We start from the raw sequence: 22,969 nt of genomic DNA, 5'->3' as shown, positions 1-22,969 counted from the left end.
AGCGTGTTTCGCGACCGTCAGCCGTCGGTGAAGGGGGTGTTTCGTTTCCCTGTCAGCGCAGGTGGCGCACTGGTGAACGCCGTGACCGGGGGTTTCGCGGCCCCGGGTGCGCGGGCGTGCAACGCGCGGGAGCGCGCGGAGGTGCGCCCGAGCGCGTCGGGGCGGGGGCGGGCCGGTGCGACCGCTCGGGCGGCGGCGCCCGGCCGCGCGGGGCGCGCGTGCGCCGCACCGGCGGCGGACTCCGGCTCAGGAGTCCAGGAAGGCGTCCAGGCGCACCGGCAGCCGGCGGACCCGCACGCCGGTGGCGTGGTAGGCGGCGTTGGCCACGGCCGCGGCGGTGCCCACGATGCCGATCTCGCCGATGCCCTTGGCGCCGAGCGGGTTGACGAGAGGGTCGTCCTCGTCGATCCAGTGGGCCCGGATGTCCTGGACGTCGGCGTTGGCGGCGATGTGGTACTCGGCGAAGTCGCCGTTGACGGGGTGGCCGAAGCGCGGGTCGACGACGCTCTCCTCGTGCAGCGCCATCGACAGCCCCATGGTCATGCCGCCCAGGAACTGCGAGCGCGCGGTGCGCTCGTTGACGATGCGCCCGGCGGCGAAGACGCCCAGCAGCCGGGGCACGCGGACCTCGCCGGTCTCGGCGTGCACCCGCACCTCGGCGAACTGCGCTCCGTAGGCGTACATGGCGTAGTCGTCGCGGGCGGGGTTGTCGGGCAGGTCGGCTTCGGCCTCGTCGCCGGGGCGGGGCGCGGTGCCGTGGCGGGCGCGGAAGGCGCCGGCGGCGGCGTGGATCGTCGAGCCCCAGGACATCAGCCCGGTGGAGCCGCCGGCCAGCGAGGCCTCGGGCAGCGCGGTGTCGCCCAGGTCCAGGCGCACGTCCTCCAGCGGCACCTCCAGGGCGTCGGCGGCGACCTGCGCGAGCGCGGTCCAGGCGCCGGTGCCGATGTCGGCGGCGCCCAGGCAGACCCGGTAGCGGCCCTCGCCCTCGTAGCGGACGCGGGCGCGCGAGCCCGAGGGCGGCGGCACGACCGGGTAGACGGAGGCGGCCACGCCCATGCCCGTGCGCCACCCGTCCTCGGTGCGGGCGGCGGGCTCGGGCGCCCGGTGGGCCCAGCCGAAGCGGCGGGCCCCGTCGCGCAGGCACGCGGCCAGGTTGCGGCTGGAGAAGGGCTTGTGCGTGTGCGGGTCGCGGTCGGGCTCGTTGCGCAGCCGCAGCTCGACGGGGTCCAGGCCCACCTGCCAGGCGAGCTCGTCCATGGCCACCTCGGGCCCGAACATGCCCGGGCACTCGCCGGGGGCGCGCATCCAGGTGGGCACGGGGGCGTCCAGCCGGACCGCGCGGTGGCCCATGCGCCGGTGGGGTGCGGCGTACATCGACTTGGCCGGCAGCGCGGCCTGCTCGATGAAGTCGGCCAGGCGGGAGGTCTGCACCGTGGCCAGCACGTCCACGCCCGAGAGCCGCCCGTCGGCTCCGGCGCTGAGCCGCACCCGCTGGATCGTGGGGCTGCGGTAGCCGACCAGGGTGAACATCTGGCGGCGGGTGAGCGCCAGCTTGACCGGGCGGCCGGGCAGGCTCAGGGCGGCCAGCACGGCCAGGACGGTGGGGGCGTGCAGCGGCCCCTTGGAGCCGAACCCGCCCCCGACATAGGGCGCGACGACGTGGACGCGCTCCGGATCCAGGCCGGTCAGCGCGGCGACGGTGCGGCGGACCTCGTGGGCGCCCTGGGTGGACTCGTAGAGGGTCAGGGCGCCGCCGCCGTAGTGGGCGATGGTGGCGTGCGGCTCCATGGGGTTGTTGTGCTGCATCGCGGTGGTGTAGGTCTGCTCGACCACGGCGTCGGCGGGCGCGGCGGCGGCCGTGTCGCCCTGGCGGTGGTCCTCCTCGGGCGCGAAGGCGTCGGCGCGCTGGTCGGAGAGGTCGAGGTCGTGCGGCAGCTGCTCGTAGGACACGGTCACCAGCGCGGCGGCCTGCCGGGCGGCCTCGAAGGTCTCGGCGGCCACGGCGGCCACGACCTGGCCGCGGTAGGCGACCTCGTCGGACTGCAGCACGGCCAGCTCGGCCGCGTGCTGCAGTCCGCTGAGCTCGGCGCCGGTGTCCAGGCGGGGCGCGTTGGCGTGTGAGAGGACCGCCAGCACGCCGTCGACGGCTTCGGCCGCCGCGGCGTCGACCTCCAGTACGCGTCCGCGCGCGACCGTGGCCTGCACGGGTGCGATGTAGGCGGGGTCGGCGACGGGGTACTCGTAGGCGTAGGCGGCGGCTCCAGCGGCCTTGCGGGGGCCGTCCGCGCGCGGCGGGCCGGTTCCGACGGCGGCGGTGCCCGTGCCGGCGGTGGTGGTCACGGCTCCTCCTTCCCGGGGACGCGGCCGGGCGGCCCGCCGGCGGCCTCGCGCAGCGTGGCGGTGATGGCGGCGCGGACCAGCGGGACCTTGAAGGCGGTGCCGGGCAGGGGCCGGGCCTCGGCGAGCTCGGCCGCGGCCGCGGCGGCGAAGGCGCCGTCGGTGGCGGCGGCGCCGCGCAGCGCCTCCTCGGCCAGCAGCGCCCGCCAGGGTTTGTGCGCGACGCCGCCCAGCGCGATGCGCACGTCGGCGACGGTGCCGTCCTCGGCCCTCTCGATCGCGGCGGCGACCGAGACCAGCGCGAAGGCGAAGGAGGCGCGGTCGCGGATCTTGCGGTAGCGGGCCCGGGCCGCCATGGGCATGGCGGGCAGCTCCACGGCGGTGATCAGGTCGCCGCGGGAGAGCACGGTGTCGTGCTCGGGCGCTTCGCCGGGCAGCCGGTGCAGCTGCGCGACGGGGATGCGCCGTTCGGCGGCCGCGTCGCGCACGACCGCCCGGGCGTCCAGTGCGGTGAGCGCGACGGCCATGTCGGAGGGGTGGGTGGCCACGCAGTCGGGTGAGGCTCCGAAGATCGCGTGGTAGCGCTGGTAGCCCTCCAGCGCCGAGCAGCCCGAGCCGGGTTCGCGCTTGTTGCAGGGCGTGGAGGTGTCCTGGAAGTACACGCAGCGGGTGCGCTGCAGCAGGTTGCCGCCGGTGGTGGCGGTGTTGCGCAGTTGGCCCGAGGCGCCCGACAGCAGCGCCTGGCTGAGCACCGGATAGCGGGCGCGGACGAGCGGGTGGGCGGCGGCGTCGCTGTTGCGCACGTTGGCGCCGATGCGCAGCCCGCCGTCGGGCAGGGGCTCGACCTCGTCCAGGCCCAGGCCGGTGATGTCGACGAGCATGTCGGGGGCGGCCACGCCCAGCTTCATGCGGTCGACGAGGTTGGTGCCGCCGCCGAGGAAGGCCGCGCCGGGGGTGTCGGCGACCAGGGCGGCGGCGTCGGCGGGGTCGGTGGCGCGGCGGTAGTCGAAGGGTTTCACCGGGCTCCTCCGCTCTGCGCCTCGGTCGCGGCCGGGTCGGCGGCCTCGGCGGCCCGTGCGGCCTCGCCGACGGCGGCGACGATGCCGGCGTAGGCGCCGCAGCGGCACAGGTTGCCGCTCATGCGCTCGCGGATCTCGGCGTCGGTGAGCGGCACCGCCTGTCCTTCGGCCGGTTCGCCGGGCGGTGTGGCGGCGCTGGGCCAGCCGGCGGCGGCCTCCTCCAGCACGCCCGCGGCCGAGCAGATCTGGCCGGGGGTGCAGTAGCCGCACTGCAGGCCGTCGTGGTCGACGAACGCGCGCTGGAGCGGGTGCTCGCGGCCCTCGGGGGCCAGCCCGGCGGCGGTGGTGACCTCGGCGCCGTCGGCCGCGGCCGCCAGGATCAGGCAGCTGACCACGCGCCTGCCGGCGAGCAGGACCGTGCAGGACCCGCACTGGCCGTGGTCGCAGCCCTTCTTGGGCGCGGTGGTGCGCAGGTGTTCGCGGAGCGCGTCCAGCAGGGTGGTGCGGGTGTCGACGCGCAGCGCGCGGCTGTGCCCGTCCACTGTCAGCGTGATGTCGGTGTGCATCGGCTCCTCGGTGTTCGCCCGGCGGCGCTGCTTCCCGCTCCGCTGACCGCGGCGCAGCGGGGTAAACACGCGGCGCGCCGGGCCGCCCCGGGGCCGCGGGTGTCAGGGGGCCGCAACGGGGCTGGCGCCGTTCCAGCCGGCGAGCAGGGCGTCGACGTCGCGGGTGCAGCCCCCGCAGCCGGTGGTGGCGCGGGTGGCGGCGGCGATGTCGGGGCGGGTGCGGGCGCCGTCGAGCCAGGCGGTCTCCAGGCCGCCGCGGGTGACGGCGTTGCACCGGCACACGAGGGGGTCGGTTGCGGGCCCGGCGCCGGTCTCCCCGGTTTCGGGCGCGGGCCGGCCGGTGAGCAGGGCGAGGCGGTCGGCGGGCACCGGGGCGCCGTCGTCGTACATCCGGGCGATGGCCGAGGCGGGGTCGGCGAAGCCGAGCAGCACGGCGCCGACGATGCGTTCTTGGCGCACCGAGAGCTTGGCGTAGCGGCCGCCGTGGGCGTCGGCGATGGTGACGGTCTCTGCGGTGTCGTCGGCCTCGGCCTCGCCCATGCTGGTGAGCTCGATGCCTTCGGCCTTGAGGCGGGTGACGGGGCGCGCGCCGGTGTAGCGGGCCTCGGGGCGGGTGCCGGTGAGCCGGTCGGCGAGCACGGCGGCCTGCTCCCAGCCGGGCTGGACGAGTCCCGCGCCGCCGCCGGGGTGCTGGGCGCAGTCGCCGACGGCGTGCACCCGGGGGTCGGCGGTGGCCAGGGTGTCGTCGACGACGATGCCGTGCTCGACGTCGATTCCGGCGCCGGCGGCGATCTCGGTGTTGGCCTTGACCCCGGCGGTGACGACGAGGGCGTCGCCGGGCAGCACGCGGCCGTCGTCGAGCTCCAGCCCGGTGCCCGGCAGCCAGCGGGCCGCCACCCGCCAGGAGTGCACGGCCACTCCCAGCCGCGAGTACTGCTCGGCCAGGATCTGGGCGGCGGGCCGGTCGATCTGGCGGCGCATGATCCAGGGCGAGGACTCCACGAGCGAGACGCGCATGCCGCGCTCGGCCAGCGCGCGGGCGGCCTCCAGGCCGAGCACGCCGCCGCCGAGCACGACGACGGGCCCGCCCGGGCGCGCCAGAGCGGACAGGCGGCGGCAGTCGGCGAGGTCGCGCAGGGCGGTGACGCCCGGTTCGGGTGCGCCGTCGGCGGCGGCCAGGCCGGGGATGGGCGGGAACGCGGCGCGGGCGCCGGTGGCCAGCACGAGCTCGTCGTAGTCCAGGCCGGTGCCGTCGTCCAGGGTGACCCGGCGCCGGGCGGGATCGATCGCGGTGGCGGCGGTTCCGGTGCGCACGGCCACCGCGGCCGACTCGGCGGGCGCGGGCAGGCGGATGTCGTCGGGCGCGTAGCGTCCGGCGAGGACGCCGGGCAGCAGGACGCGGTTGTAGGCCGCCTCGTCCTCGGCGCCCACGACGGTGACGCCGACGCGCTCGCCGGCGGGGTCGCGCCGGGCGACCTCCTCGGCGAAGCGGGCGCCGACCATGCCGTTGCCGATCACCACGATGCGGCGCGCGGTGTGTTGGACCATGGCGTGTCGGTGCCGGCCGCGGCGCGGAGTGCGCCGCGCGGGCACCGGCCTCCCTTCCTCTGGGTTTCGGCTCGGAGGGTGCCGCGCGGGCGGGCACCGGCTCCTGCCCACTACCTCTGGGGCCTCGGCTCGGAGGGTGCCGCGCGGGCGGGCACCGGCTCCTGCCCACTACCTGTGGGAGCCACGACCTGTGGAACCTGGACGTCGCGGGTGGACCCGGTTCCGGGACACCGCACCCGAGCCATCGCTCCCGCTCTCGCCGGTTCGCGGGCCGGCGGGGTCGGGTGCGGGCCGCGGCGGGTCTCAGCCGGCGGGCCGGGCCGGGCCGCGCTGCCCGGCTCCGGCACGTGGGGCGGCGGCCTCCTGCGGAGGGTCGGCCCGCTCCAGCCTGATGGCGCTGACCTTGAACTCGGGCATCCGGCTCACCGGATCCAGCGCCGGGTTGGTCACGTTGTTGGCCGCCTCCTCCCCACCGAAGTGAAACGGCAGGAACACCGTGTCGGGCCGCGCGTCCGCCCGCAGGCGCACCCGCGCCAGCGCCGCCCCCCGCCGCGAGACCACCCGCGCCCAGTCCCCTTCGGCCACCCCGCTGCGCACTCCCGTATCGGGGTGCACCTCCACGTAGGCCTCGGGCTCGGCACCGGCCAACTCGCCGATGCGCCGCGTCTGGGCCCCCGACTGGTAATGGCCCATCAACCGGCCCGTGGTCGCGATCAGCGGGAACTCCGCGTCGGGCTCCTCGGCCGCGGGCCGGTGGCCCACCGGCGCGAACCGCGCCAGCCCGTCAGGGTGGGCGAAACCGTCCAAGAACATCCGCGGCGTGCTCGCCCCCGCGTCGGCCACCGGCCAGAACAGCTCCTCGCCCGCCTCCAGCCGCTCGGGGCTCACCCCCGCGTAGTCGGCGCCGCCCCCCGCCGAAGCGCGGCCCAGCTCGGCCAGGACCGCGTCGGCATCGGTGGGAAAGCGCTCGGCCGGCTGGCCCAGCCGCACGGCCAACCCGGCGATGACCTCCAGGTCGGTGCGCACCCCGGGCGGCGGAGCGAGTACGGCCCGGCGCCGCAGCACGCGGCCCTCCAGGTTGGTCATCGTGCCCCGCTCCTCGGCCCACTGGGCCACCGGCAGAACCACATCGGCCATCGCCGCGGTTTCGGACATTACGAAGTCGCAGACCACCAGCAGATCCAACGCCGACAGCCGGTTTCGGACACGCCCGGCGTCGGGCGCCGAAACCGCGGGATTGGACCCCAGCACCAGCATCGCCCGCGCCCCCGAGGCGGTGCCCAGCGCGTCCAGCAGCTCGAAGGCGCTCGGGCCCGGCCCGGGCAGCTCGTCGGGATCGACCCCCCACACTTCGGCCACGTGCGCGCGGGCGGCGGGGTCGTCGATCCTGCGGTAGCCGGGCAGCTGGTCGGCCTTCTGCCCGTGCTCGCGCCCGCCCTGGCCGTTGCCCTGGCCGGTGATGCAGCCGTAGCCGGAGCCCTCGCGGCCGGGCAGGCCCAGCGCCAGCGCCAGGTTGATCCAGGCCGAGACGGTGTCGGTGCCCTTGGCGTGCTGCTCGCTGCCGCGCCCGGTCAGCACGTAGGCGCCCCGCGCGGTGGCCAAGAGCCGCGCCGCCTCGCGCACACGCTGCGCGGGCACGCCCGTGACCTGCTCGGTCTGCTCGGGCCAGAACGCCGCCGCGTGCTTCCACGCCTGGTCGAAGCCGGTGGTGCGCGCGGCGATGTAGTCCTCGTCCAGCAGGTGCTGGGCGCGGGCGGCGTGCAGCAGCCCCAGCGCCAGCGCCGGGTCGGTGCCCGGGCGCGGCGCCAGGTGCAGCCCCCCGCCGGCCAGGGCCTGCTCGGCGGTGGCCGAGTGCCGCGGGTCGACCACGATCAGCCGCGGCCCCGAGAGGTGGCCCATCATCGGCGGCATGGTCTCGGCCGGGTTGGCCCCGGCCAGCAGCACGACCTCGGCCGAGGCCACATCGGGCAGCGGGAACGGCAGCCCGCGGTCCAGGCCGAAGGCGCGGCCGCCCGCCGCGGCCGCCGAGGACATGCAGAACCGGCCGTTGTAGTCGATCCGGGAGGTGCCCAGCGCCAGGCGGGCGAACTTGCCCAGCAGGTAGGACTTCTCGTTGGTCAGCCCGCCGCTGCCGAAGACCGCCACCGCGTCCGCACCGTGCTCGGCGCTCAGCCCCTTCAGCCGGCCGGCCACGTGCTCCAGCGCGGTGTCCCAGTCGGTCGCGGCGAAGCCGCCGCTTCGGTCGGTGCGCAGCAGCGGCCGCACGATGCGCTCGGGCGAGTTCAGCAGCTCGGCCGAGGTCCAGCCCTTGCGGCACAGCCCGCCCCGGTTGGTGGGAAACGGTGCCGGGCGCGCGGCCGGGGCCCCGCCGGGGCCGGCCTCCACGTGCATCGCGCACTGCAGCGCGCAGTAGGGGCAGTGCGTGGCCGTGCTCATCGCTGCGCCCCGCCGGTCTCGGCCCGCTCGTGTTCGGCCGGGGCCGCAGCCGCCGGGACGCCGGCGGTGCCCCGCGGGCGGCGCAGGTAGACCCGGTGGACCACCCCCAGGCACACCAGGTAGAAGACCAGGAAGGCCGCGTAGGCGGGGATCGCGTCGCCGAAGCTGGCAAACGACTGGCGGAAGGCCAGGTTGATGCCCACACCGCCCAGCGCGCCGGCCGCACCGACCAGGCCCAGCACCGCGCCGGAGATGCGCTTGTTCTCCGCATGGGCCTGCTGCGCGGGCACGCCCGCGGCGATCTGGTTCTGGGCCCGGGCGGCGTAGACGGCCGGGATCATCTTGTAGGTCGAGCCGTTGCCGATGCCGGTGAGCAGGAACAGCGTGATGAACCCGGCGGTGAACAGCGCCAGCGACTCCTGCAGCGAGGCGACCACGATCACGGCGGTGCCCGCCGCCATCCCGGCGAAGTCGACCAGGGTCACCCGCGCGCCGCCGAACCGGTCGGCCAGCCGCCCGCCGAGCGGGCGGATCAGCGAACCCAGCAGCGGGCCGAGGAAGGTCACCGCGGCCGCCTCCAGCGGAGTGCGGTCGAACTGGTTCTGCAGCAGCAGCCCGAAGGCGAAGGAGAACCCGATGAAGGAGCCGAAGGTGCCGACGTAGAGGAAGGACATGATCCAGAAGTGGCGGTCCTTGGTGGCGGCGATCTGGGCGCCGACGTCGGCGCGGGCGCCGGTGAGGTTGTCCATGCGCGTCCAGGCCACCGCCGCGGCCACGAGCAGCAGGGGGATGTAGAGCGCGGCCAGCAGGTGGCCCTGGGCGGCGCCGAAGGCGGCGATGACGCCCAGGCCAGCGAGCTGGACGGTGGCCACGCCGATGTTGCCGCCGCCGGCGTTGAGCCCCAGCGCCCAGCCCTTGCTGCGCTCGGGGAAGAAGGAGTTGATGTTGGCCATCGACGAGGAGAAGTTCCCGCCGCCCAGCCCGGCGGTGGCCGCCAGCACCAGGAACAGCCAGAAGGGGGTGTCGGGCCGCTGGATGAGCACCACCGCCAGCGCGGTGGGCACCAGCAGCGCGCCCGCCGAGATCAGCGTCCAGTTGCGGCCGCCGAACCGGAGCACGGCCAGGGTGTAGGGCACCCGCAGGACCGCGCCGACCAGGGAGACGATCGAGACCAGCAGGAACTTCTGCGCCGGTGTGTAGTCGAACCCGGTCTCGGGGGTCATGAACAGGGTCAGCACCGACCACAGGCTCCACACCGAGAACCCGATGTGCTCGGCGAAGATGGAGGCCCACAGGTTGCGGTTGGCCACCCGCCGCCCGGTCGTGTTCCAGAATGCGGTGTCCTCGGGGTCCCAGTGGGCGATCCAGCGCCCGCCGGCGCTGGTCGGGGTCCTCGTGCTCTGTGCGGTCACGGCCTGGCCTTCCTCGGTCGACGCACGGCTTCGCCTGACGCGACCGAAGGTATGCAGCCGGGGTTGCCGGGGCGTGTCCTGCCGTAACACTCGCGAAACGGAGCGCTCACCGCCGCCGGCGGGCCGCGGTGAGATCGCCCGCAGGACGCGGCGGCGCGCGGCGCCGGGGCGCGCCCGGTCAGCCCGTGCGGACGGCGCTGCGGCGCACCCGCCGGGCGATGACGCCGTGTCTGGGCGCGAGCAGGTAGGCCAGCGCGAAGCCGCACGCCTGGGCCACCACGATGGCGCCGCCGGTGGCGATGTCGGCGTGGAAGCTGACGTAGGTGCCCAGGACCGAGGCGGTCGCCGAGACCGCCGCCGCGATGGCGAGCATGCGCTCGAACCGGTCGGTGAGCAGGTAGGCGGTCGCGCCGGGGATCACGACCATCGCCACAACCAGGATGATGCCCACCGCCTGCAGCGCGACGACCACGGTCACCGACAGCAGCGCCAGCAGCAGCGCCTCCAGGCGGCGGGGGCTCAGGCCGATGGCGTGGGCGTGGACGGGGTCGAACGCGTAGAGGGTGAGGTCGCGGTGCTTGACCAGCACCACGGCGAGCGTCAGCGCCGCCATGGCCAGGATCTGCGCGATCTCGGAGTCGGAGACGCCCAGGACGTTGCCGAAGAGGATGTGCATCAGGTCGGTCTGGGAGGGGATGCGGGAGATCAGCACCACGCCGATTCCGAACATGGCGGTGAACACGATGCCGATCGCCGCGTCCTCCTTGATGCGGGAGGTGCGGTTGACCGCGCCGATCAGGGCGACCGAGCCCGCGCCGAAGACGAGCGCGCCCACGGCGAAGGGCAGCCCCAGCAGGTAGGAGAGCACGACTCCGGGCAGCACCGCGTGGGAGACCGCGTCGCCCAGCAGCGACCAGCCCGTCAGCGTCATCCAGCAGGACAGCAGGGCGCAGACGACACCGGCCACGACGCTGACCAGCAGCGCCCGCTGCATGAAGTCGAACTGCAGCGGCACGGCGAAGAACTCGACGAGCGTGCTCACGCGGCAGTGCCTTCCGGATGGGCCGCGATGCCGAAGGCCTCCAGCAGCCGCTGGGGCGTGAGCACCTCGGCGGGCGGTCCGTGTGCGACGAGGCGGCGCTGCAGCAGTACGGCCTCGTCGCACAGGCCGGGCACCCCGGCCAGGTCGTGGGTGGACACGAGCAGGGTGTGGCCCTCGTCGCGCATGCCGGACAGCACCTCGGTGATGGTCGCCTCGGAGCGCTTGTCGACGCCGGCGAAGGGCTCGTCGAGCAGGAACACGCGCGCGCCCTGGGCGAGGCCGCGGGCCACGAACGCGCGCTTGCGCTGCCCGCCGGAGAGGGCGCCGATCTGGCGGTGGGCGAGGTCGGACAGCCCGGTGCGCTCCAGGGCCTGTTCGACGGCGGCGCGGTCGGCGCGGCGCGGCCGGCGGGCCGGACCCATGCGGCCGTAGCGGCCCATCATCACCACGTCGGCGACGCGCACCGGGAAGGCCCAGTCGACCTGCTCGGACTGGGGCACGTAGCCGACCAGCCCGCGCTTGCGGGCGGCGGCGGGATCGGCCCCCAGGATGCATACGCTGCCGGACTCGGCCGCGGTCAGGCCCATGATCGCGGTGAACAGGGTGGACTTGCCCGAGCCGTTGGCGCCGAGCAGGCCGCAGATGCGGCCCTGGCCCACGCTCAGGCTGACGTCCTCCAGGGCGAGGACGTCGCCGTAGCGCACGGTCACGCCTTCGGCGCGGACGGCGGGCGGCGCGGTCGCCTCGGGCGCCGGTCGGGCCGCCCCGGCCGTCTCGGTCTCGACTGCGTTCACGCGTCCTCCTCGCGGGTGAGTCCGGAGGCGATGGCCTCGGTGTCGTAGCGCAGCAGGTCCAGGTAGGTGGGCACGGGCCCGTCGGGCTTCGACAGGGAGTCGACGTAGAGGGCGGGCCCGAGCTCGGCGCCGGTCTCCTCGGCCACCTGGCGCTGGGCGCCGGCGTTGACGGTGGTCTCGCAGAAGACGGTGGGGACGTCGTTGTCGCGGACGAACTCCACGACGGAGGCGACCTGGCGCGGGGTGGCCTGGGTGTCGGCGTTGACGGCCCACAGGTAGCGCTCGCTCAGGCCGGCGTCGCGTGCCAGGTAGGAGAAGGCGCCCTCGCAGGTGACCAGGGCGCGCTGGGACTCGGGGACGCGGGACAGGTCGCCGGCGAGGTCCTCGCCGATCCGCTCGATGCTGCGCTTGTAGTCCTCGGCGTCGGCGGCGTAGGCGTCGGCGTGGGCGGGGTCGAGGCCGCTGAGGGCGTCGGCGATGTTGTCGACGTAGACCCGGGCGTTGTCCGGGGACATCCAGGCGTGGGGGTTGGGTTCGCCCCGGTAGCCGCCGGCGGTGATGGGGATCGTCTCGACGCCCTCGGAGGCGGTGGTGGTGGGGGCGTCGATGCGCTCGGTGAACTGGGCGAACCAGCCTTCCAGCCCCAGGCCGTTGTGCAGGACGAGGTCGGCGTCGGCGCCGCGGACGAGGTCGTCGGGGGTGGGCTCGTAGGCGTGGATCTCGGAGCCGGGGCGGGTGATGGAGACGACCTCGACCCGGTCGCCGGCGACGTTGCGGACCATGTCGGCCAGCACGGTGAAGGTGGTCACCACGGTGAGCCCGCCGTCGTCGGCGGCCGGCTCGGAGAGGGTGCAGGCGGTGGTGCCCGCCAGCACCGCCGTCGCGGCGGCCGCGGCCGCCGAGCGGATTGAAGTGGGGCGACCTTGGATGTTCGGCACGCCTAACTAATACCATAGGCGCACCCATTCAAACCCGTGCGAACGGCACCGGCGAGAAGCGGGCGCCCCCGCCGCGGACCCGCATCGGCGGATGCGGTCGCGGCGGGGGCGCCTGTGGCGGTGCCCGGCTCCGGCCCGGACGGCGGCCGCCGGGCGTGCGGGGCGAAGCCTCAGGCCGAGGCGCCGGCCTCGCCCTTGGCGGCCTTGCCGAGGTCCTCGACGAAGCCGTCCATCACCCAGGGGATGGTCAGCGGGTTGGGGGTGGAGATCGCCATCGACTTGGCCGGGTCCACGTAGCCGACGTAGGCGTCGTCCTCGACCGCGTCGATCTTCTGGAAGACGGGGTTGTCCTCCATCTTCTTGCGCTCCTGAGCGCTGTTGAACCACATGACGAGCACGTCGGCGTCGACCTTGTCGGAGTTCTCCTGGCTGAGCGTCCCGTAGAACGCGCCGTCGGCCACGGACAGGTCGTCGGTGAAGGCGGCCGGCGTGAGGCCGAGCTGGTTCATGATGACGACGCGGGCGTCCTTGTCGACGTAGAAGCCGAACTCGCCGGTGGAGGGGATGAGCGTGCCCACGGCGTAGCTCGTGCCCTCGAACTCCGGGTGCTTCGCTGACAGGTCGTCGATGTAGGAGACGGTCTCGTCCGCGATCGTGCGGGCCTCCTCCTCCTTGCCGACGGCCTTGCCGATGGTGACCGTCTGCTCCTGCCACCCGGTCATCCAGGGATCGTCGAGGTAGGGGATGGTGGGGGCGACCTCGGAGAGCCGCTTGTACTCCTTCTCCGTCATCCCCGATTGCACACCCAGCACCAGGTCGGGGGCGAGGTTGGCGACCTGCTCGGCGGAGATGCCGTCGTCGGTGTTGATCAGCTCGGGCTTCTCGGCGCCCATCTCCTCGAGCTTCTCGAGGTCCCAGGGCAGGTAGCCCTCCTCGTCGCCGGCGTAGGTGGAGGCGTTCATGCCCACCGGGACGATGCCCAGCTCCAGCAGCGTGGCCTCGTCCGACCAGCCCACGGTGACGATGCGCTCGGGCTTCTGCTCGATCGTGGTGGAGCCGTGGGCGTGCTCGATGGTCACCGGCGACCAGTCGCCCCCGGAGCCGCCGGAGTCGTTCTGGGAGCCGGAGGGGGCTCCGCAGCCGGCGGCGGTCAGGGCCGCGGCCGCGACCAGGGCGATTCGGGCAATGGGGGCCGGAGCCCTCGTAAGCGAAGGCATGGGTGGGCCTTTCTCAGGTCAGGGGCACAACTGCCGACAAGCGGCAAGGTGAGGCTACCCTAAACCACGTTTGCCCGGGTTTGTCACCCGGGGGCGCGGCAGCGCACCCCGAATGCGCCGGCACGGACGACCGGCGGCGGCGCGGAGGGTCTGCCGGACCCGTGGCCGCATACGGACACCGCGCGCCCCCGTTACCGCCGCACCGCGCCACTAGGGTTGCTTTACTCCGCCCTTATTCACCCCTAAATCGGGATGAATCTCCCCCTCAGGACACCCCTCATGATCGAACACTTCGCCTACGGGTGGACGACGCCGGCCATCGCCTTCGCCGTCTCCTTCCTCGGCTCCTTCATCGGCCTGCAGACGGCGGCGCGGGCGCGGACCAGCACCGGCGGCGTCCGCGCGGGATGGCTCGTCCTCGCCTCGTTCTCCCTCGGCGCCGCCGGGGTGTGGGCCACGCACTTCATCGCGATGATGGGCTTCTCCGTGCAGTCGACCACGCTGCGCTACGACGTGCTGCTGACCGTCCTCAGCGGGCTGCTGGCCGTCGCCGCCGTGTCCGCGGCGCTGCTGTGGACCACCGCCCGCCCCGGCCGGTCGGCGACAGCGGGCGGCGGCGCCGTCCTGGGCCTGGGCGTGGTGGCGATGCACTACACGGGCATGGCCTCCATCCGGATGCAGGCCGATATGGACCACGACCCGCTCTACACGGCCGCCGCCGCGGTCGTCGCCCCCGCCGCCTTCGCCCTGGTGCTGCTGCTCGCGCTGCGGCTGCGCGGCCCGGCGGCCGCGCTGCTGGGCGCGCTGGCCATGGCGGCCGCGGTCTCGGCCGTGCACTACACCGCGATGTTCGGCATGGCGGTCACCACGCTGCCCGAGACCCCGTTCGACGCCGAACCCGCCGGCGCCACCATGATGGACTTCTTCCTGCCGGTGTTCGTGGGACTGGGCTTGCTGCTGATGGTCATCTCCCTGATACTGCTGCTGTCGCCCGCCGAGGACGACGACGCTCGGCGGCCGCGTCGCAGCCCGGTACCGCCGGTCCGCGACTCGGTGTTCACCCGGAGGCACTGACCATCGACCCCGCCCTGCGCGCGGCGCTGGCCGACGCCGGCGCCGTCAACGCGTTCTTCGCCGTCGAGACCGGCCCGGCGGCCGCGGGGGCGCGGCACCCGCTGCCCGAGCTGTGGGAGCGCGGGCGGCTGCTGGAGGGCGAGGTCGCGGCCGTGCGCGCCGGGCTGGCCGCGGCCAACGGGCGCCCGATCGCAGCGGTCGAGCAGCGCACCGCGGCCTCCCTCGCCTACCAGGGCCTGGCCTCGCGGCTGCTCTCGCCCCAGGTGGCCGCGGTGCTGTGCCACGGGGTCATCGCCCCGGCCGCGGCGCTGCGCTGGTACGTGGCCGAGGGGCGGCTGCGCCTCGCGCTCGGCGAGGGAGCCGGCGCCGCCGCGGCCGAAGACCGCCCGCCCGCCGAGGCGGCCGCCGACCTGGTGGCCGAACACGTCGTCGGCGCCGTGCTGACTCCCCTCGCCTGCGCGGTGCGCGCACACACGGGGCTGGCGCCGCGCCTGCTCTACGGCAACGCGGCCTCGGCGCTGGCGGGAGCCGCGGCGACGGTGGCGGCGGCGCGGCCCGAGCACGCCGCCGGCGCCTACGCGCTGGCGCGCCGTGTGCTGGAGCGGCCGCCGCTGCGCGGGCTGGGCGGCTTCGCGCCCGCGGCGCCGGGGCCCGGACCCGCGGTGTTCGCCCGCACCACGTGCTGCCTGTACTACCGGGCCGCCGGCGGCGCGGTCTGCGGCGACTGCCCGATCGCCGCGCGCGCCCGCAGGAGCTGACCGGCCGCGCGCCGGCGGCCGCTCCCCCGGCCCGCGGGGCGCGCGATGTGCCGGGTTCGAGGTGCGGCGTCAGGAGCCGCGGTTCTCCCCCAGCTCCTCCTCGATGGGGTTGACCGGCCCGGTCTCCTGCGCGCGCTCGGAGACGCCGGGCTTGGTGTGGTGCCGGCGCTGCTGGGCGCGGTCGGACTCGTCGCGCTTCTGCCCGCCGAGCTCGTCCTGGGGCACGGCGCGCATCACCTCGTTCGGCTCGTTGAAGTCCGCCGGCGGCATGGCCTGCAGGGCGCTGAGGAGGTACCGGTCGGCGCCCTGCTCCTGGGCGTACTCCACGATCCGGTCCTTGCTCACGGGAAAGTCCAGACCGGAGAGGATGCGCTTCAGCCCTTCGGTGTCGTGCAGAACCGCCATCGGGCGCTCCTTTCGCTCGGCCGCTGCCCCGGTGCACCACCCGCCGGCGCGGTGCGCGCCGGGCTGACCAGGGCACCGGGCGTTCACCCGCCGACTACCCTGCCGCCCCCGCCGCCATTCGCGGCGCACCTTCAGCGACCGGCGGGAACGCTGTCCGCGGCCTGCCCGACGCCGCGGCGCGATCGCCGCGGCCGTCCCGTGATACCAATGATAACTTAACATCGCTAACGGATATTGGATATCAACGTTAGGACCCTCATGGCGACCATGCAGACACGCCGACTCGGCAGCACCGGACCGCAGGTCTCGGCCCTGGGCCTGGGGATGATGGGCATGTCCGACCTCTACGGCCCGGCCGACCGCGACGAGGCGGTGGCCACCGTGCACAGCGCCCTGGACGCCGGTGTCACGCTGCTGGACACCGGCGACTTCTACGGCATGGGTGACAACGAGATGCTGCTGCGCGACGCGCTGCGGGAGCGCGACCGCGGCAACGCCGTCATCAGCGTGAAGTTCGGCGCCCTGCGCGGCCCCGACGGCGCCTGGTCGGGCAACGACGGCCGGCCGGAGGCGGTGCGCAGCTTCCTCGCCTACTCGCTGCGCCGCCTGGGCACCGACCACATCGACGTCTACCGCCCCGCCCGCCTGGACCCCGCGGTGCCGGTGGAGGAGACGGTGGGTGCCATCGCCGAGATGGTCGAGGCCGGCTACGTGCGCCACATCGGGCTCTCGGAGGTCGGCGCGCAGACGCTGCGGCGCGCCGCGGCCGTCCACCCCATCACCGACCTGCAGATCGAGTACTCGCTGCTGTCCCGCGGCGTCGAGGACGAGATCCTGCCCGCCGCCCGCGAGCTGGGCATCGGGGTGACCGCCTACGGCGTCCTCTCGCGCGGCCTGCTCTCGGGCCACTGGAGCAGCGGGCGCGGCCTGGCGCCCGGCGACTTCCGCGCCGGCAGTCCGCGGTTCCGCGACGGGAACCTTGAGCACAACCTGGACCTGGTCGAGGCGCTGCGCACCGTCGCCGCAGCCAAGGGCATGACCCCCGCCCAGGCCGCCATCGCCTGGGTCGCCGCGCGCGGCGACGACGTCGTGCCGCTGGTGGGCGCGCGCCGGCGCGAGCGCCTCGCCGAGGCCTTGGGCGCGCTGGAGTCCGGGCTGACCGCCGAAGAGGCCGCGGAGATCGAGAAGGCGGTGCCGCGCGGCGCCGCGGCGGGCGAGCGCTACCCCGAGGCGCTGATGCCGCACCTGCCCGCCTGAGGCCGGCGTGCGGCGGTCGCGGCGCGGGGCCCGTCAGGGCCGCCGGCGGGGCCCGCCCTGCTCCGACTCCCCCGCGCCGGAGCCGGAGCCTGCGCCGGAGCGGTCGTGGTCGTGTGCGGGCGCGACCCACACCGCTTCGGCGGCGACCAGCCCCAGCGCCTGCTCGCGCTGCTCGCCGGGGGCGCCGGTGCGCACGATCAGCGGCCCGCCGAAGGGGCGGCGCTCCACCAGCTCGACGCGCATGCCGATGCCGATGTCCTGCTCGGCGAGGTGGCGCAGCAGGTCGGGGTCGGAGTCGTTGACCCGCACGATGACGCCGGTGGTGCCCTCGTCCGCGGCCGACAGCAGCTGGGTCTCGCGCTCGGGCACGCTGCCCTCGCGGGTGGGGATGGGGTCGCCGTGCGGGTCGACGGCGGGATCGCCCAGGTAGGCGGCGATGCGGTCGACGAACCGGTCGGAGACGACGTGCTCGAGGATCTCGGCCTCGTCGTGGACCTCGTCCCAGGAGTAGCCCAGCGCCTCGACCAGGTAGGTCTCCAGCAGCCGGTGGCGGCGCAGGACGGCCAGGGCCGCCTTGTCGCCGGTCTCGGTGAGGCGCACGTTGCCGTAGCGGCGGTGCGACACCAGCCCCAGCTCGCCGAGTTTGCGCAGCATGCCCGAAACCGAGGAGTTGGACACCGAGAGCCGCTCGGCCATCGCCGAGATCGTCACCGGGCCGGAACCGCGTTCCTGCAGGTCGTAGATGACCTTGACGTAGTCCTCGACCGAGGTGGACGGCCGCTCGGATGCGTTCTCCATGGTCGCCACGGTATCGCGCCCGGCCCCGGGGGCGCGTCCGCGGCCGGAGGGCCGGCGCACCCGCTCACGGCTGCGGGCGCCCGTGCTCCAGGAGCTCCTCGATCCGCCGCAGCCGCTCGTGCAGAGCGGCGGCGTCGGCGCTCGTGGCCGGGCGCCGGTCGGGACGCATCTCCACCAGCACGGCGCCGCCGGGTTCGAGGACGACGCTCGTGGTGTCGGCGACGCTGTGCGCCCCCTGCTTCTTGATCAGCACGTCCACGTCGGAGCGGCGCACGGCCAGGCGCCGCAGGGCCGGGCCGAGGTAGCGGCCGTCGCGCGCCAGCACCGTGGGGGTGCCGTTGAGCGCCCGCCAGGTCCAGGCGCGGGCCGTTGCGGCACGCACCACCACGGCGTCCACGGCGAGCAGGACGACCGCGCCGAGCACGCCGCCGACCAGGGAGTCGTCCTGGCCGATGATGGCGTTTTGCACCACATTGGCCAGCAGCAGCATCACGGCCAGGTCCATGGTGTTGAGCTGGGCGGTGTCGCGCTTGCCCAGGACGCGCAGCAGCACCGCCAGCGCCGCGTAGACCGCGACCGTGCGGATCACCTTCTCCGCCGGCGGCACGCCGATGACCATCAGGTCGCTCCAGATTCCGCTCCACATGGCCGGGCGTCTCCGTCTCGGGTAAGGGGTGGGATCGGCGCCCCGTGTTCGGGGCGCGGCGCCGGTTCGCCGCCCGGGTGACGGGTGTGCCGCGCGCCACCATCGTGGCGCCGCGGAGGATGGGAACCCCCGCCGCCACGCCGCATCCGGGAGGGCCTCGGCACGGGCCGCGACCGTGATTTGCCTGCTCATGGTTTTATCCATGATCATCCGTGCGCTAGTGTTCGTACACGAGTTCGATTTCGGCCCTCTTCCCCGGGCGCGGCGCCGACTGCCCCGCTTTGGCCGAGCCAACGGGGGGAGCCATGGCCGCAGTACTCGTCACCACCGCGGCGCGCCCGAAGGGCCGACGCTGATGACCGACGCCTTCGCGCACCTGCACACCGCCTCCTCGGCGTCGATGCGCCACGGCACCGCGCCGCCGCACGCGCTGGTCGAGCGCGCGGCCGAACTGGGCATGGACATGCTCGCGCTGACCGACCGCGACGGCCTCTACGGCGCGGTCAAGCACGTGCGCGCCTGCGAGCGGGTCGGGATCGCCCCGGTTCTGGGTGCCGACCTGGCCGTGGCCGCGCCCGAGGGCGGGCGGGTGGTCGTGCTGGCCCGCGGCCGGCGCGGCTGGGCCTCCCTGTGCCGGCTGGTCAGCGCCGCACACGCCGCCGGGGCGCGCGGTGTTCCCGCCGTCTCCCACGCGATGGTGGGCGAGCACGCCGAAGGGCTGGTCGTGCTCGCCGGACCCGAGTCCGACGTCGGCCTGGCGGCGGCCGAGCACCGCATGGAGCGCGCCCGCCGGTGCCTGGAGGCCTGGCGCGAGGCCGCCGAGACCGCCGTCGAGCTGGTCGACCACTACGGGCCCGCCCAGCACCGCCGGGCGACCGCGATGCTGCGCCTGGCCGAGGAGACCCGCACCCTGGCGGTACTGGGCAACGCCGTGCGCTATCCCCGCCGCTCCGGCGCCGAGGTCGCCCGCGTCCTGGACGAGGCGCGGCGCTGGCTGCCGGGCGGCGGGGCGCCGTCCGAGTCCGGCGGGTCCCAGGCCTACCTGAAGACCACCGCCGAGATGACCGAGGTCGCCGAGCGGATCTGCGGCCCCGACCGCACCGCCGTGCGGCGGCTGCTGGCCCACACCCGCGCCCTGGCCGCCTCCTGCCGCCTGGACCCCGGCGCCGACCTGGGCATGGACCGCCACCACCTGCCCGACATCCCCGCCGCCCGCGAGCGGTTGTGGCTGACCTGCCGGGAAGGGATGGCCCGGCTGGGCCTGGAGGGCGACCGGCGCGCCCGCTCCCGGCTCGCCCACGAACTGGCGGTCATCGAACGCAAGGGGTTCTGCGCCTACTTCCTGACCGTGGCCGACATCGCCCACCGCATCCGCGAGCAGGGCATCCGCTGCTCCATCCGCGGCTCGGGCGCCGGAAGCCTGGTCAACCGCCTCATCGGCATCTCGGCCGTGGACCCCCTGGCCCACGGGCTGCTGATGGAGCGCTTCCTCACCGACAGCCGCACCGGCCTGCCCGACATCGACCTGGACGTGGAGTCGGCCCGCCGGCTGGACGCCTACCAGGTGATCCTGGACGCCTACCCCGACGCCGCCTGCGTGTCGATGATGGAGACCTACCGCGCACGCAGCGCCATCCGCGACGTGGGCTCGGTGATGGGCATCCCGCCGCACGAGATCGACGTGCTGGCCAAGGCGTTCCCGCACATCCGCGCCCGCCAGATCCGGGCGGCCTGCGCCGACCTGCCCGAACTGCGCTCCGGCGGCCTGGCCGACTACCCGGTGGAGACGCTGTTCAGGCTGGCCGAGCGCCTGGACGGGCTGCCCCGCCACATCGCCCTGCACCCCTGCGGAATCGTCGTCTCCGACGCCTCCCTGGGCGACCGGGCGCCGCTGGAGCCCAGCCGGATCGGCTACGACATGGTCCAGTACGACAAGGAGGACGTCGAGGAGATGGGACTGATCAAGCTCGACGTCCTCGGGGTGCGCATGCAGTCGGCCATGACGCACGCGCTGTCGGAGGTCGAGCGCACCGGGGGCGAGCGCATCGACCTCGACTCGCTGCCCGACGACGACCCCGCGACCTATGCGATGATCCGCTCCTCGGCCACCCTGGGCTGCTTCCAGATCGAGTCGCCCGGCCAGCGCGAGCTGGTCAGCCGGCTGCGCCCGGACAGCATGGACGACCTCATCGCCGACATCTCGCTGTTCCGCCCCGGCCCGGTCAACAGCGACATGATCACCCCCTTCATCGCCGCGCGCGACGGCGAGCGCGACCCCGAGGCCCCCAGCCCGGTGCTGTCGCGGGTACTGGCCTCGACCGGCGGGGTGGTCGTCTTCCACGAGCAGGTCGCGGCCGTGCTGCACGCCATGACCGGCTGCGGGCTGGACCAGGCCGAGGCGATGCGCCGGCAGCTGGGCACCGACGAGGGCAAGGAGGAGGTGCGCCTGCGCTTCACGGCCATGGCCCGCGACTGCGGCCACAGCGGGCCGGTGGTCGAGGAGGTCTGGCGGATTCTCTCCTCCTTCGGCGCCTTCGGGTTCTGCAAGGCCCACGCCGCGGCGTTCGCGCTGCCCACCTACCAGTCGGCGTGGCTGAAGCGGCACCACCCGGCGGCCTTCTACGCCGGGGTCCTCACCCACGACCCGGGCATGTACCCGCGCCGCGCCATCCTCGACGACGCCCGCCGCTTCGGCGTCGCGGTGCTGGGCGTGGACGTCAACCGCTCCGGGCGCGAGTGGCGCGTGGAGACCGCGCCGCAGGGCGGGCCGGGCATCCGCGCCGCGCTGGCCGACGTCAAGGGCATCACCGACGCCGAGATCGACGCGCTCGCGGCCGGGCGCCCCTACGCCTCGTTGAACGACGCCGCCAACCGGGCCCGCCTCTCCCGCGGCGTGCTGGAGGGGCTGGTGCGGGTGGGCGCCTTCGACTCCCTCTACGGCATCGACGAGGGCTCCCCGCACCCGGGCGGCCCGAGCCGGCGCGACCTGCTGCTGCGGGTGAGCGCGCTGGACCGCGCCGCCCGCCGGTCGCTGGGCGGCGGTCAGCTGCCCATCGCCCTGGAGGCCGCCGCCGAGGAGCCCTGCGACCGGGGGCTGCCGCCGATGACGCCGGTGGACGCGGTCCAGGCCGAGCTCGAGGTGCTGGGCTACGACGCCTCCCGGCACCTGCTGGACTGCTACGCGGAGCTGACCGCCGCCCTGGGCGCGCTGTGCGGCGCGGTGCGCGCCCGCGACCTGGCCGCGGTCCCGGCCGGCTCGCAGGTGCTGGTGCTGGGGGTGAAGGTGGCCACCCAGACCCCGGCGGTGCGCTCGGGCCAGCGCATCATCTTCACCACACTGGACGACGCCACCGGCCTGGTGGACCTGACGTTCTTCGAGTCGGTGCAGGAGCGCTGCGCCGCCACCGTCTTCGGGTCCTGGCTGCTGGCGGTGCGCGGCAGGGTGCGCCGGGTCGGCTCGGGCATGGCGACGGTCAACGCCACCCACGCCTACGACCTGGAGGAGCTGGCGCGGATCTGGCACGAGGGCGGCGAGGGCGCCGCTGCGGCGCTGCGCGAGCGCTTGGAAAAAGATCCCGAGAGCGTGCCGGTCAGCGGCGTCGGCGGGCGGCGGATCCGCTACGCCAACGGCTACGAGCTGTCGACCTACGCCGACATCGCGCCGGCGGGCGCCGCTGCGGCGCCGCGCAAGCTCTGGCACGCCAGCCCGGGAAGCGCCGGCCGGTGAGCGCGAGGAGCGGCGCCGGTGCCGACGACACCGCCTCCGGCGCAGGAAGCGGCCGCGTTCCGCGGCTAGAGTTCGGTCCCGGGCCGCAGCGCCGGCCCGCCCCCACGGCCGAATACGCGCGAAGGACGGACCTTGATCACCCTGGCCCATATCAGCGACCTGCACATCGACGGCGGCGCCCGCTCCCGCGAGCGGGTCGAGCAGGTGATGGCCTACCTCAACGGGATCGCCGGCTCGCTGGACGCCCTGGTCGTCACCGGCGACCTGACCGAGCACGGCGCGGTCGGCGAACTGGAGGAGGCCCGCGCGCTGCTGTCGGGGCGGCTCTCGGTGGTGAGCTGTCCCGGCAACCACGACGTCGGCGAGGGGCGGGCGGCCTTCCGCCGGGTGGTGCTGGGCGAGAAGGCCGCCGGCGAGGCCCCGGTCAACGCGGTGCACCGCACCGGCGGCGGCGCCGTCGTGCTGTGCGACTCCACGGTGCCCGGCGAGGCCGGCGGCCTGCTCTCCGAGGAGACGCTGGAGTGGCTGGAGGAGACCCTCACCGGGCTGCGCGGCACCCCGGTGGTGCTGGGGTTCCACCATCCTCCGGTCCCCCTGCACGTGCCCTACGTCGACGGGATCGCCATGCAGGGGCCCGACCGGCTGGCGGTGCTGCTGTCGCGCCACCCGCAGGTGGCCGGCCTGCTGTGCGGCCACGCCCACACGCCGGCGGCCACCGCGTTCGCCCAGCGCCCGCTGCTGGTCGCGCCCGGCACGGTCGGGACGTCGCCGCTGCCGTGGGAGGACGCCCGCAGCGCCTACGAGACCCACCCCCCGGCGGTGGCCTTCCACGTCCTCGACAACGCGGGCCGGATGACCACCCACTACCGCACGGCACCCCGCCAGGCCCGCTAAACCCCCCGCAAGCACCACGACGCCGGCACCCCACGCGCACTGCTCGGCAACCGGCGCAGGCGGGCGGCCCGGATGCTGCCGCCAGGCCGGGCCGCCTGCCG

General features: G+C 75.1%; 18 protein-coding genes. 5 read left to right on the top strand and 13 right to left on the bottom strand.

Annotation, left to right across the window (positions count from 1 at the left end; all coding sequences use genetic code 11):
* Window positions 1–246: 246 nt before the first annotated feature.
* The 10 genes from ABEA15_RS08060 to ABEA15_RS08015 all read right to left on the bottom strand — a co-directional run bounded on the left by ABEA15_RS08060 (window position 247) and on the right by ABEA15_RS08015 (window position 13,309).
* Window positions 247–2,340 (bottom strand): xanthine dehydrogenase family protein molybdopterin-binding subunit, encoded by a 2,094-nt coding sequence (locus tag ABEA15_RS08060; RefSeq protein ID WP_345556122.1) that lies wholly within the window; start codon window positions 2,338–2,340, stop codon window positions 247–249.
* A complete protein-coding gene (locus tag ABEA15_RS08055; RefSeq protein WP_345556121.1) occupies window positions 2,337–3,356 on the bottom strand; it encodes an FAD binding domain-containing protein in 1,020 nt (339 codons plus the stop codon). The genes ABEA15_RS08060 and ABEA15_RS08055 overlap by 4 nt, the downstream gene beginning before the upstream one ends.
* On the bottom strand, window positions 3,353–3,922 hold the full coding sequence (locus ABEA15_RS08050) for a (2Fe-2S)-binding protein (RefSeq protein ID WP_344143065.1): 570 nt from the start codon (window positions 3,920–3,922) through the stop codon (window positions 3,353–3,355). Before ABEA15_RS08050 ends, ABEA15_RS08055 begins: the two co-directional genes overlap by 4 nt.
* Before the next feature lie 102 nt (window positions 3,923–4,024).
* On the bottom strand, window positions 4,025–5,470 hold the full coding sequence (locus tag ABEA15_RS08045) for an FAD-dependent oxidoreductase (protein WP_345556120.1): 1,446 nt from the start codon (window positions 5,468–5,470) through the stop codon (window positions 4,025–4,027).
* Between the two features lie 303 nt (window positions 5,471–5,773).
* On the bottom strand, window positions 5,774–7,906 hold the full coding sequence (locus tag ABEA15_RS08040) for a molybdopterin oxidoreductase family protein (protein WP_345556119.1): 2,133 nt from the start codon (window positions 7,904–7,906) through the stop codon (window positions 5,774–5,776).
* Window positions 7,903–9,318 carry an MFS transporter gene (locus ABEA15_RS08035; RefSeq protein WP_345556118.1) on the bottom strand — a complete coding sequence of 472 codons (1,416 nt, stop codon included), beginning with the start codon at window positions 9,316–9,318 and terminating at the stop codon, window positions 7,903–7,905. The genes ABEA15_RS08040 and ABEA15_RS08035 overlap by 4 nt, the downstream gene beginning before the upstream one ends.
* Before the next feature lie 178 nt (window positions 9,319–9,496).
* Window positions 9,497–10,312 carry a metal ABC transporter permease gene (locus ABEA15_RS08030; RefSeq protein ID WP_344143263.1) on the bottom strand — a complete coding sequence of 272 codons (816 nt, stop codon included), beginning with the start codon at window positions 10,310–10,312 and terminating at the stop codon, window positions 9,497–9,499.
* Between the two features lie 44 nt (window positions 10,313–10,356).
* Window positions 10,357–11,070 carry a metal ABC transporter ATP-binding protein gene (locus ABEA15_RS08025; RefSeq protein WP_345556235.1) on the bottom strand — a complete coding sequence of 238 codons (714 nt, stop codon included), beginning with the start codon at window positions 11,068–11,070 and terminating at the stop codon, window positions 10,357–10,359.
* A gap of 80 nt (window positions 11,071–11,150) precedes the next feature.
* Entirely contained in the window at window positions 11,151–12,092 is a 942-nt protein-coding gene (locus ABEA15_RS08020; protein ID WP_425579371.1) for a metal ABC transporter substrate-binding protein, read from the bottom strand.
* Window positions 12,093–12,262: 170 nt separating this feature from the next.
* Entirely contained in the window at window positions 12,263–13,309 is a 1,047-nt protein-coding gene (locus ABEA15_RS08015; protein ID WP_345556117.1) for an iron-siderophore ABC transporter substrate-binding protein, read from the bottom strand.
* 279 nt (window positions 13,310–13,588) lie between these two features.
* Between ABEA15_RS08015 and ABEA15_RS08010 the strand changes: the two genes are divergently transcribed.
* Window positions 13,589–14,383, top strand: coding sequence for an MHYT domain-containing protein (locus ABEA15_RS08010; RefSeq protein WP_345556116.1), 795 nt, complete (start codon window positions 13,589–13,591; stop codon window positions 14,381–14,383).
* A gap of 152 nt (window positions 14,384–14,535) precedes the next feature.
* Window positions 14,536–15,141 carry a (2Fe-2S)-binding protein gene (locus ABEA15_RS08005; RefSeq protein WP_345556115.1) on the top strand — a complete coding sequence of 202 codons (606 nt, stop codon included), beginning with the start codon at window positions 14,536–14,538 and terminating at the stop codon, window positions 15,139–15,141.
* A gap of 69 nt (window positions 15,142–15,210) precedes the next feature.
* Here the strand turns inward: ABEA15_RS08005 and ABEA15_RS08000 are convergent, their stop codons facing one another.
* Window positions 15,211–15,546 carry a DUF2795 domain-containing protein gene (locus tag ABEA15_RS08000; RefSeq protein WP_344143055.1) on the bottom strand — a complete coding sequence of 112 codons (336 nt, stop codon included), beginning with the start codon at window positions 15,544–15,546 and terminating at the stop codon, window positions 15,211–15,213.
* A gap of 258 nt (window positions 15,547–15,804) precedes the next feature.
* Here ABEA15_RS08000 and ABEA15_RS07995 point away from each other — a divergent pair, with 258 nt between their 5' ends.
* On the top strand, window positions 15,805–16,803 hold the full coding sequence (locus ABEA15_RS07995; RefSeq protein WP_345556114.1) for an aldo/keto reductase: 999 nt from the start codon (window positions 15,805–15,807) through the stop codon (window positions 16,801–16,803).
* 33 nt (window positions 16,804–16,836) lie between these two features.
* Here ABEA15_RS07995 and ABEA15_RS07990 read toward each other — a convergent pair whose 3' ends face one another.
* Both ABEA15_RS07990 and ABEA15_RS07985 read right to left on the bottom strand, forming a co-directional pair.
* Window positions 16,837–17,601, bottom strand: coding sequence for a metal-dependent transcriptional regulator (locus tag ABEA15_RS07990; protein ID WP_344143052.1), 765 nt, complete (start codon window positions 17,599–17,601; stop codon window positions 16,837–16,839).
* Between the two features lie 64 nt (window positions 17,602–17,665).
* Window positions 17,666–18,247 (bottom strand): DUF421 domain-containing protein, encoded by a 582-nt coding sequence (locus tag ABEA15_RS07985; protein ID WP_345556113.1) that lies wholly within the window; start codon window positions 18,245–18,247, stop codon window positions 17,666–17,668.
* A 355-nt stretch (window positions 18,248–18,602) separates the two neighbouring features.
* Between ABEA15_RS07985 and ABEA15_RS07980 the strand changes: the two genes are divergently transcribed.
* Together ABEA15_RS07980 and ABEA15_RS07975 are read left to right on the top strand one after the other, a co-directional pair.
* Window positions 18,603–21,974, top strand: coding sequence for a DNA polymerase III subunit alpha (locus ABEA15_RS07980; RefSeq protein WP_345556112.1), 3,372 nt, complete (start codon window positions 18,603–18,605; stop codon window positions 21,972–21,974).
* A 132-nt stretch (window positions 21,975–22,106) separates the two neighbouring features.
* Complete coding sequence (locus tag ABEA15_RS07975; protein ID WP_345556111.1) at window positions 22,107–22,868, top strand: metallophosphoesterase; 762 nt, start codon at window positions 22,107–22,109, stop codon at window positions 22,866–22,868.
* Window positions 22,869–22,969: the final 101 nt, after the last annotated feature.

Source organism: Streptomonospora halophila (assembly GCF_039542725.1).
Classification (GTDB): Bacteria; Actinomycetota; Actinomycetes; order Streptosporangiales; family Streptosporangiaceae; genus Streptomonospora; species Streptomonospora halophila.
This window is presented reverse-complemented; position numbering and strand designations above follow the sequence as displayed.

Bases quoted from the DNA above. Each gene is read 5' to 3' on its own strand.
- ABEA15_RS08050 (WP_344143065.1), bottom strand. From the start codon at position 3,922: ATGCACACCGACATCACGCTGACAGTGGACGGGCACAGCCGCGCGCTG.
- ABEA15_RS08045 (WP_345556120.1), bottom strand. From the start codon at position 5,470: ATGGTCCAACACACCGCGCGCCGCATCGTGGTGATCGGCAACGGCATG.
- ABEA15_RS08040 (WP_345556119.1), bottom strand. From the start codon at position 7,906: ATGAGCACGGCCACGCACTGCCCCTACTGCGCGCTGCAGTGCGCGATG.
- ABEA15_RS08030 (WP_344143263.1), bottom strand. From the start codon at position 10,312: ATGCAGCGGGCGCTGCTGGTCAGCGTCGTGGCCGGTGTCGTCTGCGCC.
- ABEA15_RS08015 (WP_345556117.1), bottom strand. From the start codon at position 13,309: ATGCCTTCGCTTACGAGGGCTCCGGCCCCCATTGCCCGAATCGCCCTG.
- ABEA15_RS08010 (WP_345556116.1), top strand. From the start codon at position 13,589: ATGATCGAACACTTCGCCTACGGGTGGACGACGCCGGCCATCGCCTTC.
- ABEA15_RS08000 (WP_344143055.1), bottom strand. From the start codon at position 15,546: ATGGCGGTTCTGCACGACACCGAAGGGCTGAAGCGCATCCTCTCCGGT.
- ABEA15_RS07995 (WP_345556114.1), top strand. From the start codon at position 15,805: ATGGCGACCATGCAGACACGCCGACTCGGCAGCACCGGACCGCAGGTC.
- ABEA15_RS07990 (WP_344143052.1), bottom strand. From the start codon at position 17,601: ATGGAGAACGCATCCGAGCGGCCGTCCACCTCGGTCGAGGACTACGTC.
- ABEA15_RS07985 (WP_345556113.1), bottom strand. From the start codon at position 18,247: ATGTGGAGCGGAATCTGGAGCGACCTGATGGTCATCGGCGTGCCGCCG.
- ABEA15_RS07980 (WP_345556112.1), top strand. From the start codon at position 18,603: ATGACCGACGCCTTCGCGCACCTGCACACCGCCTCCTCGGCGTCGATG.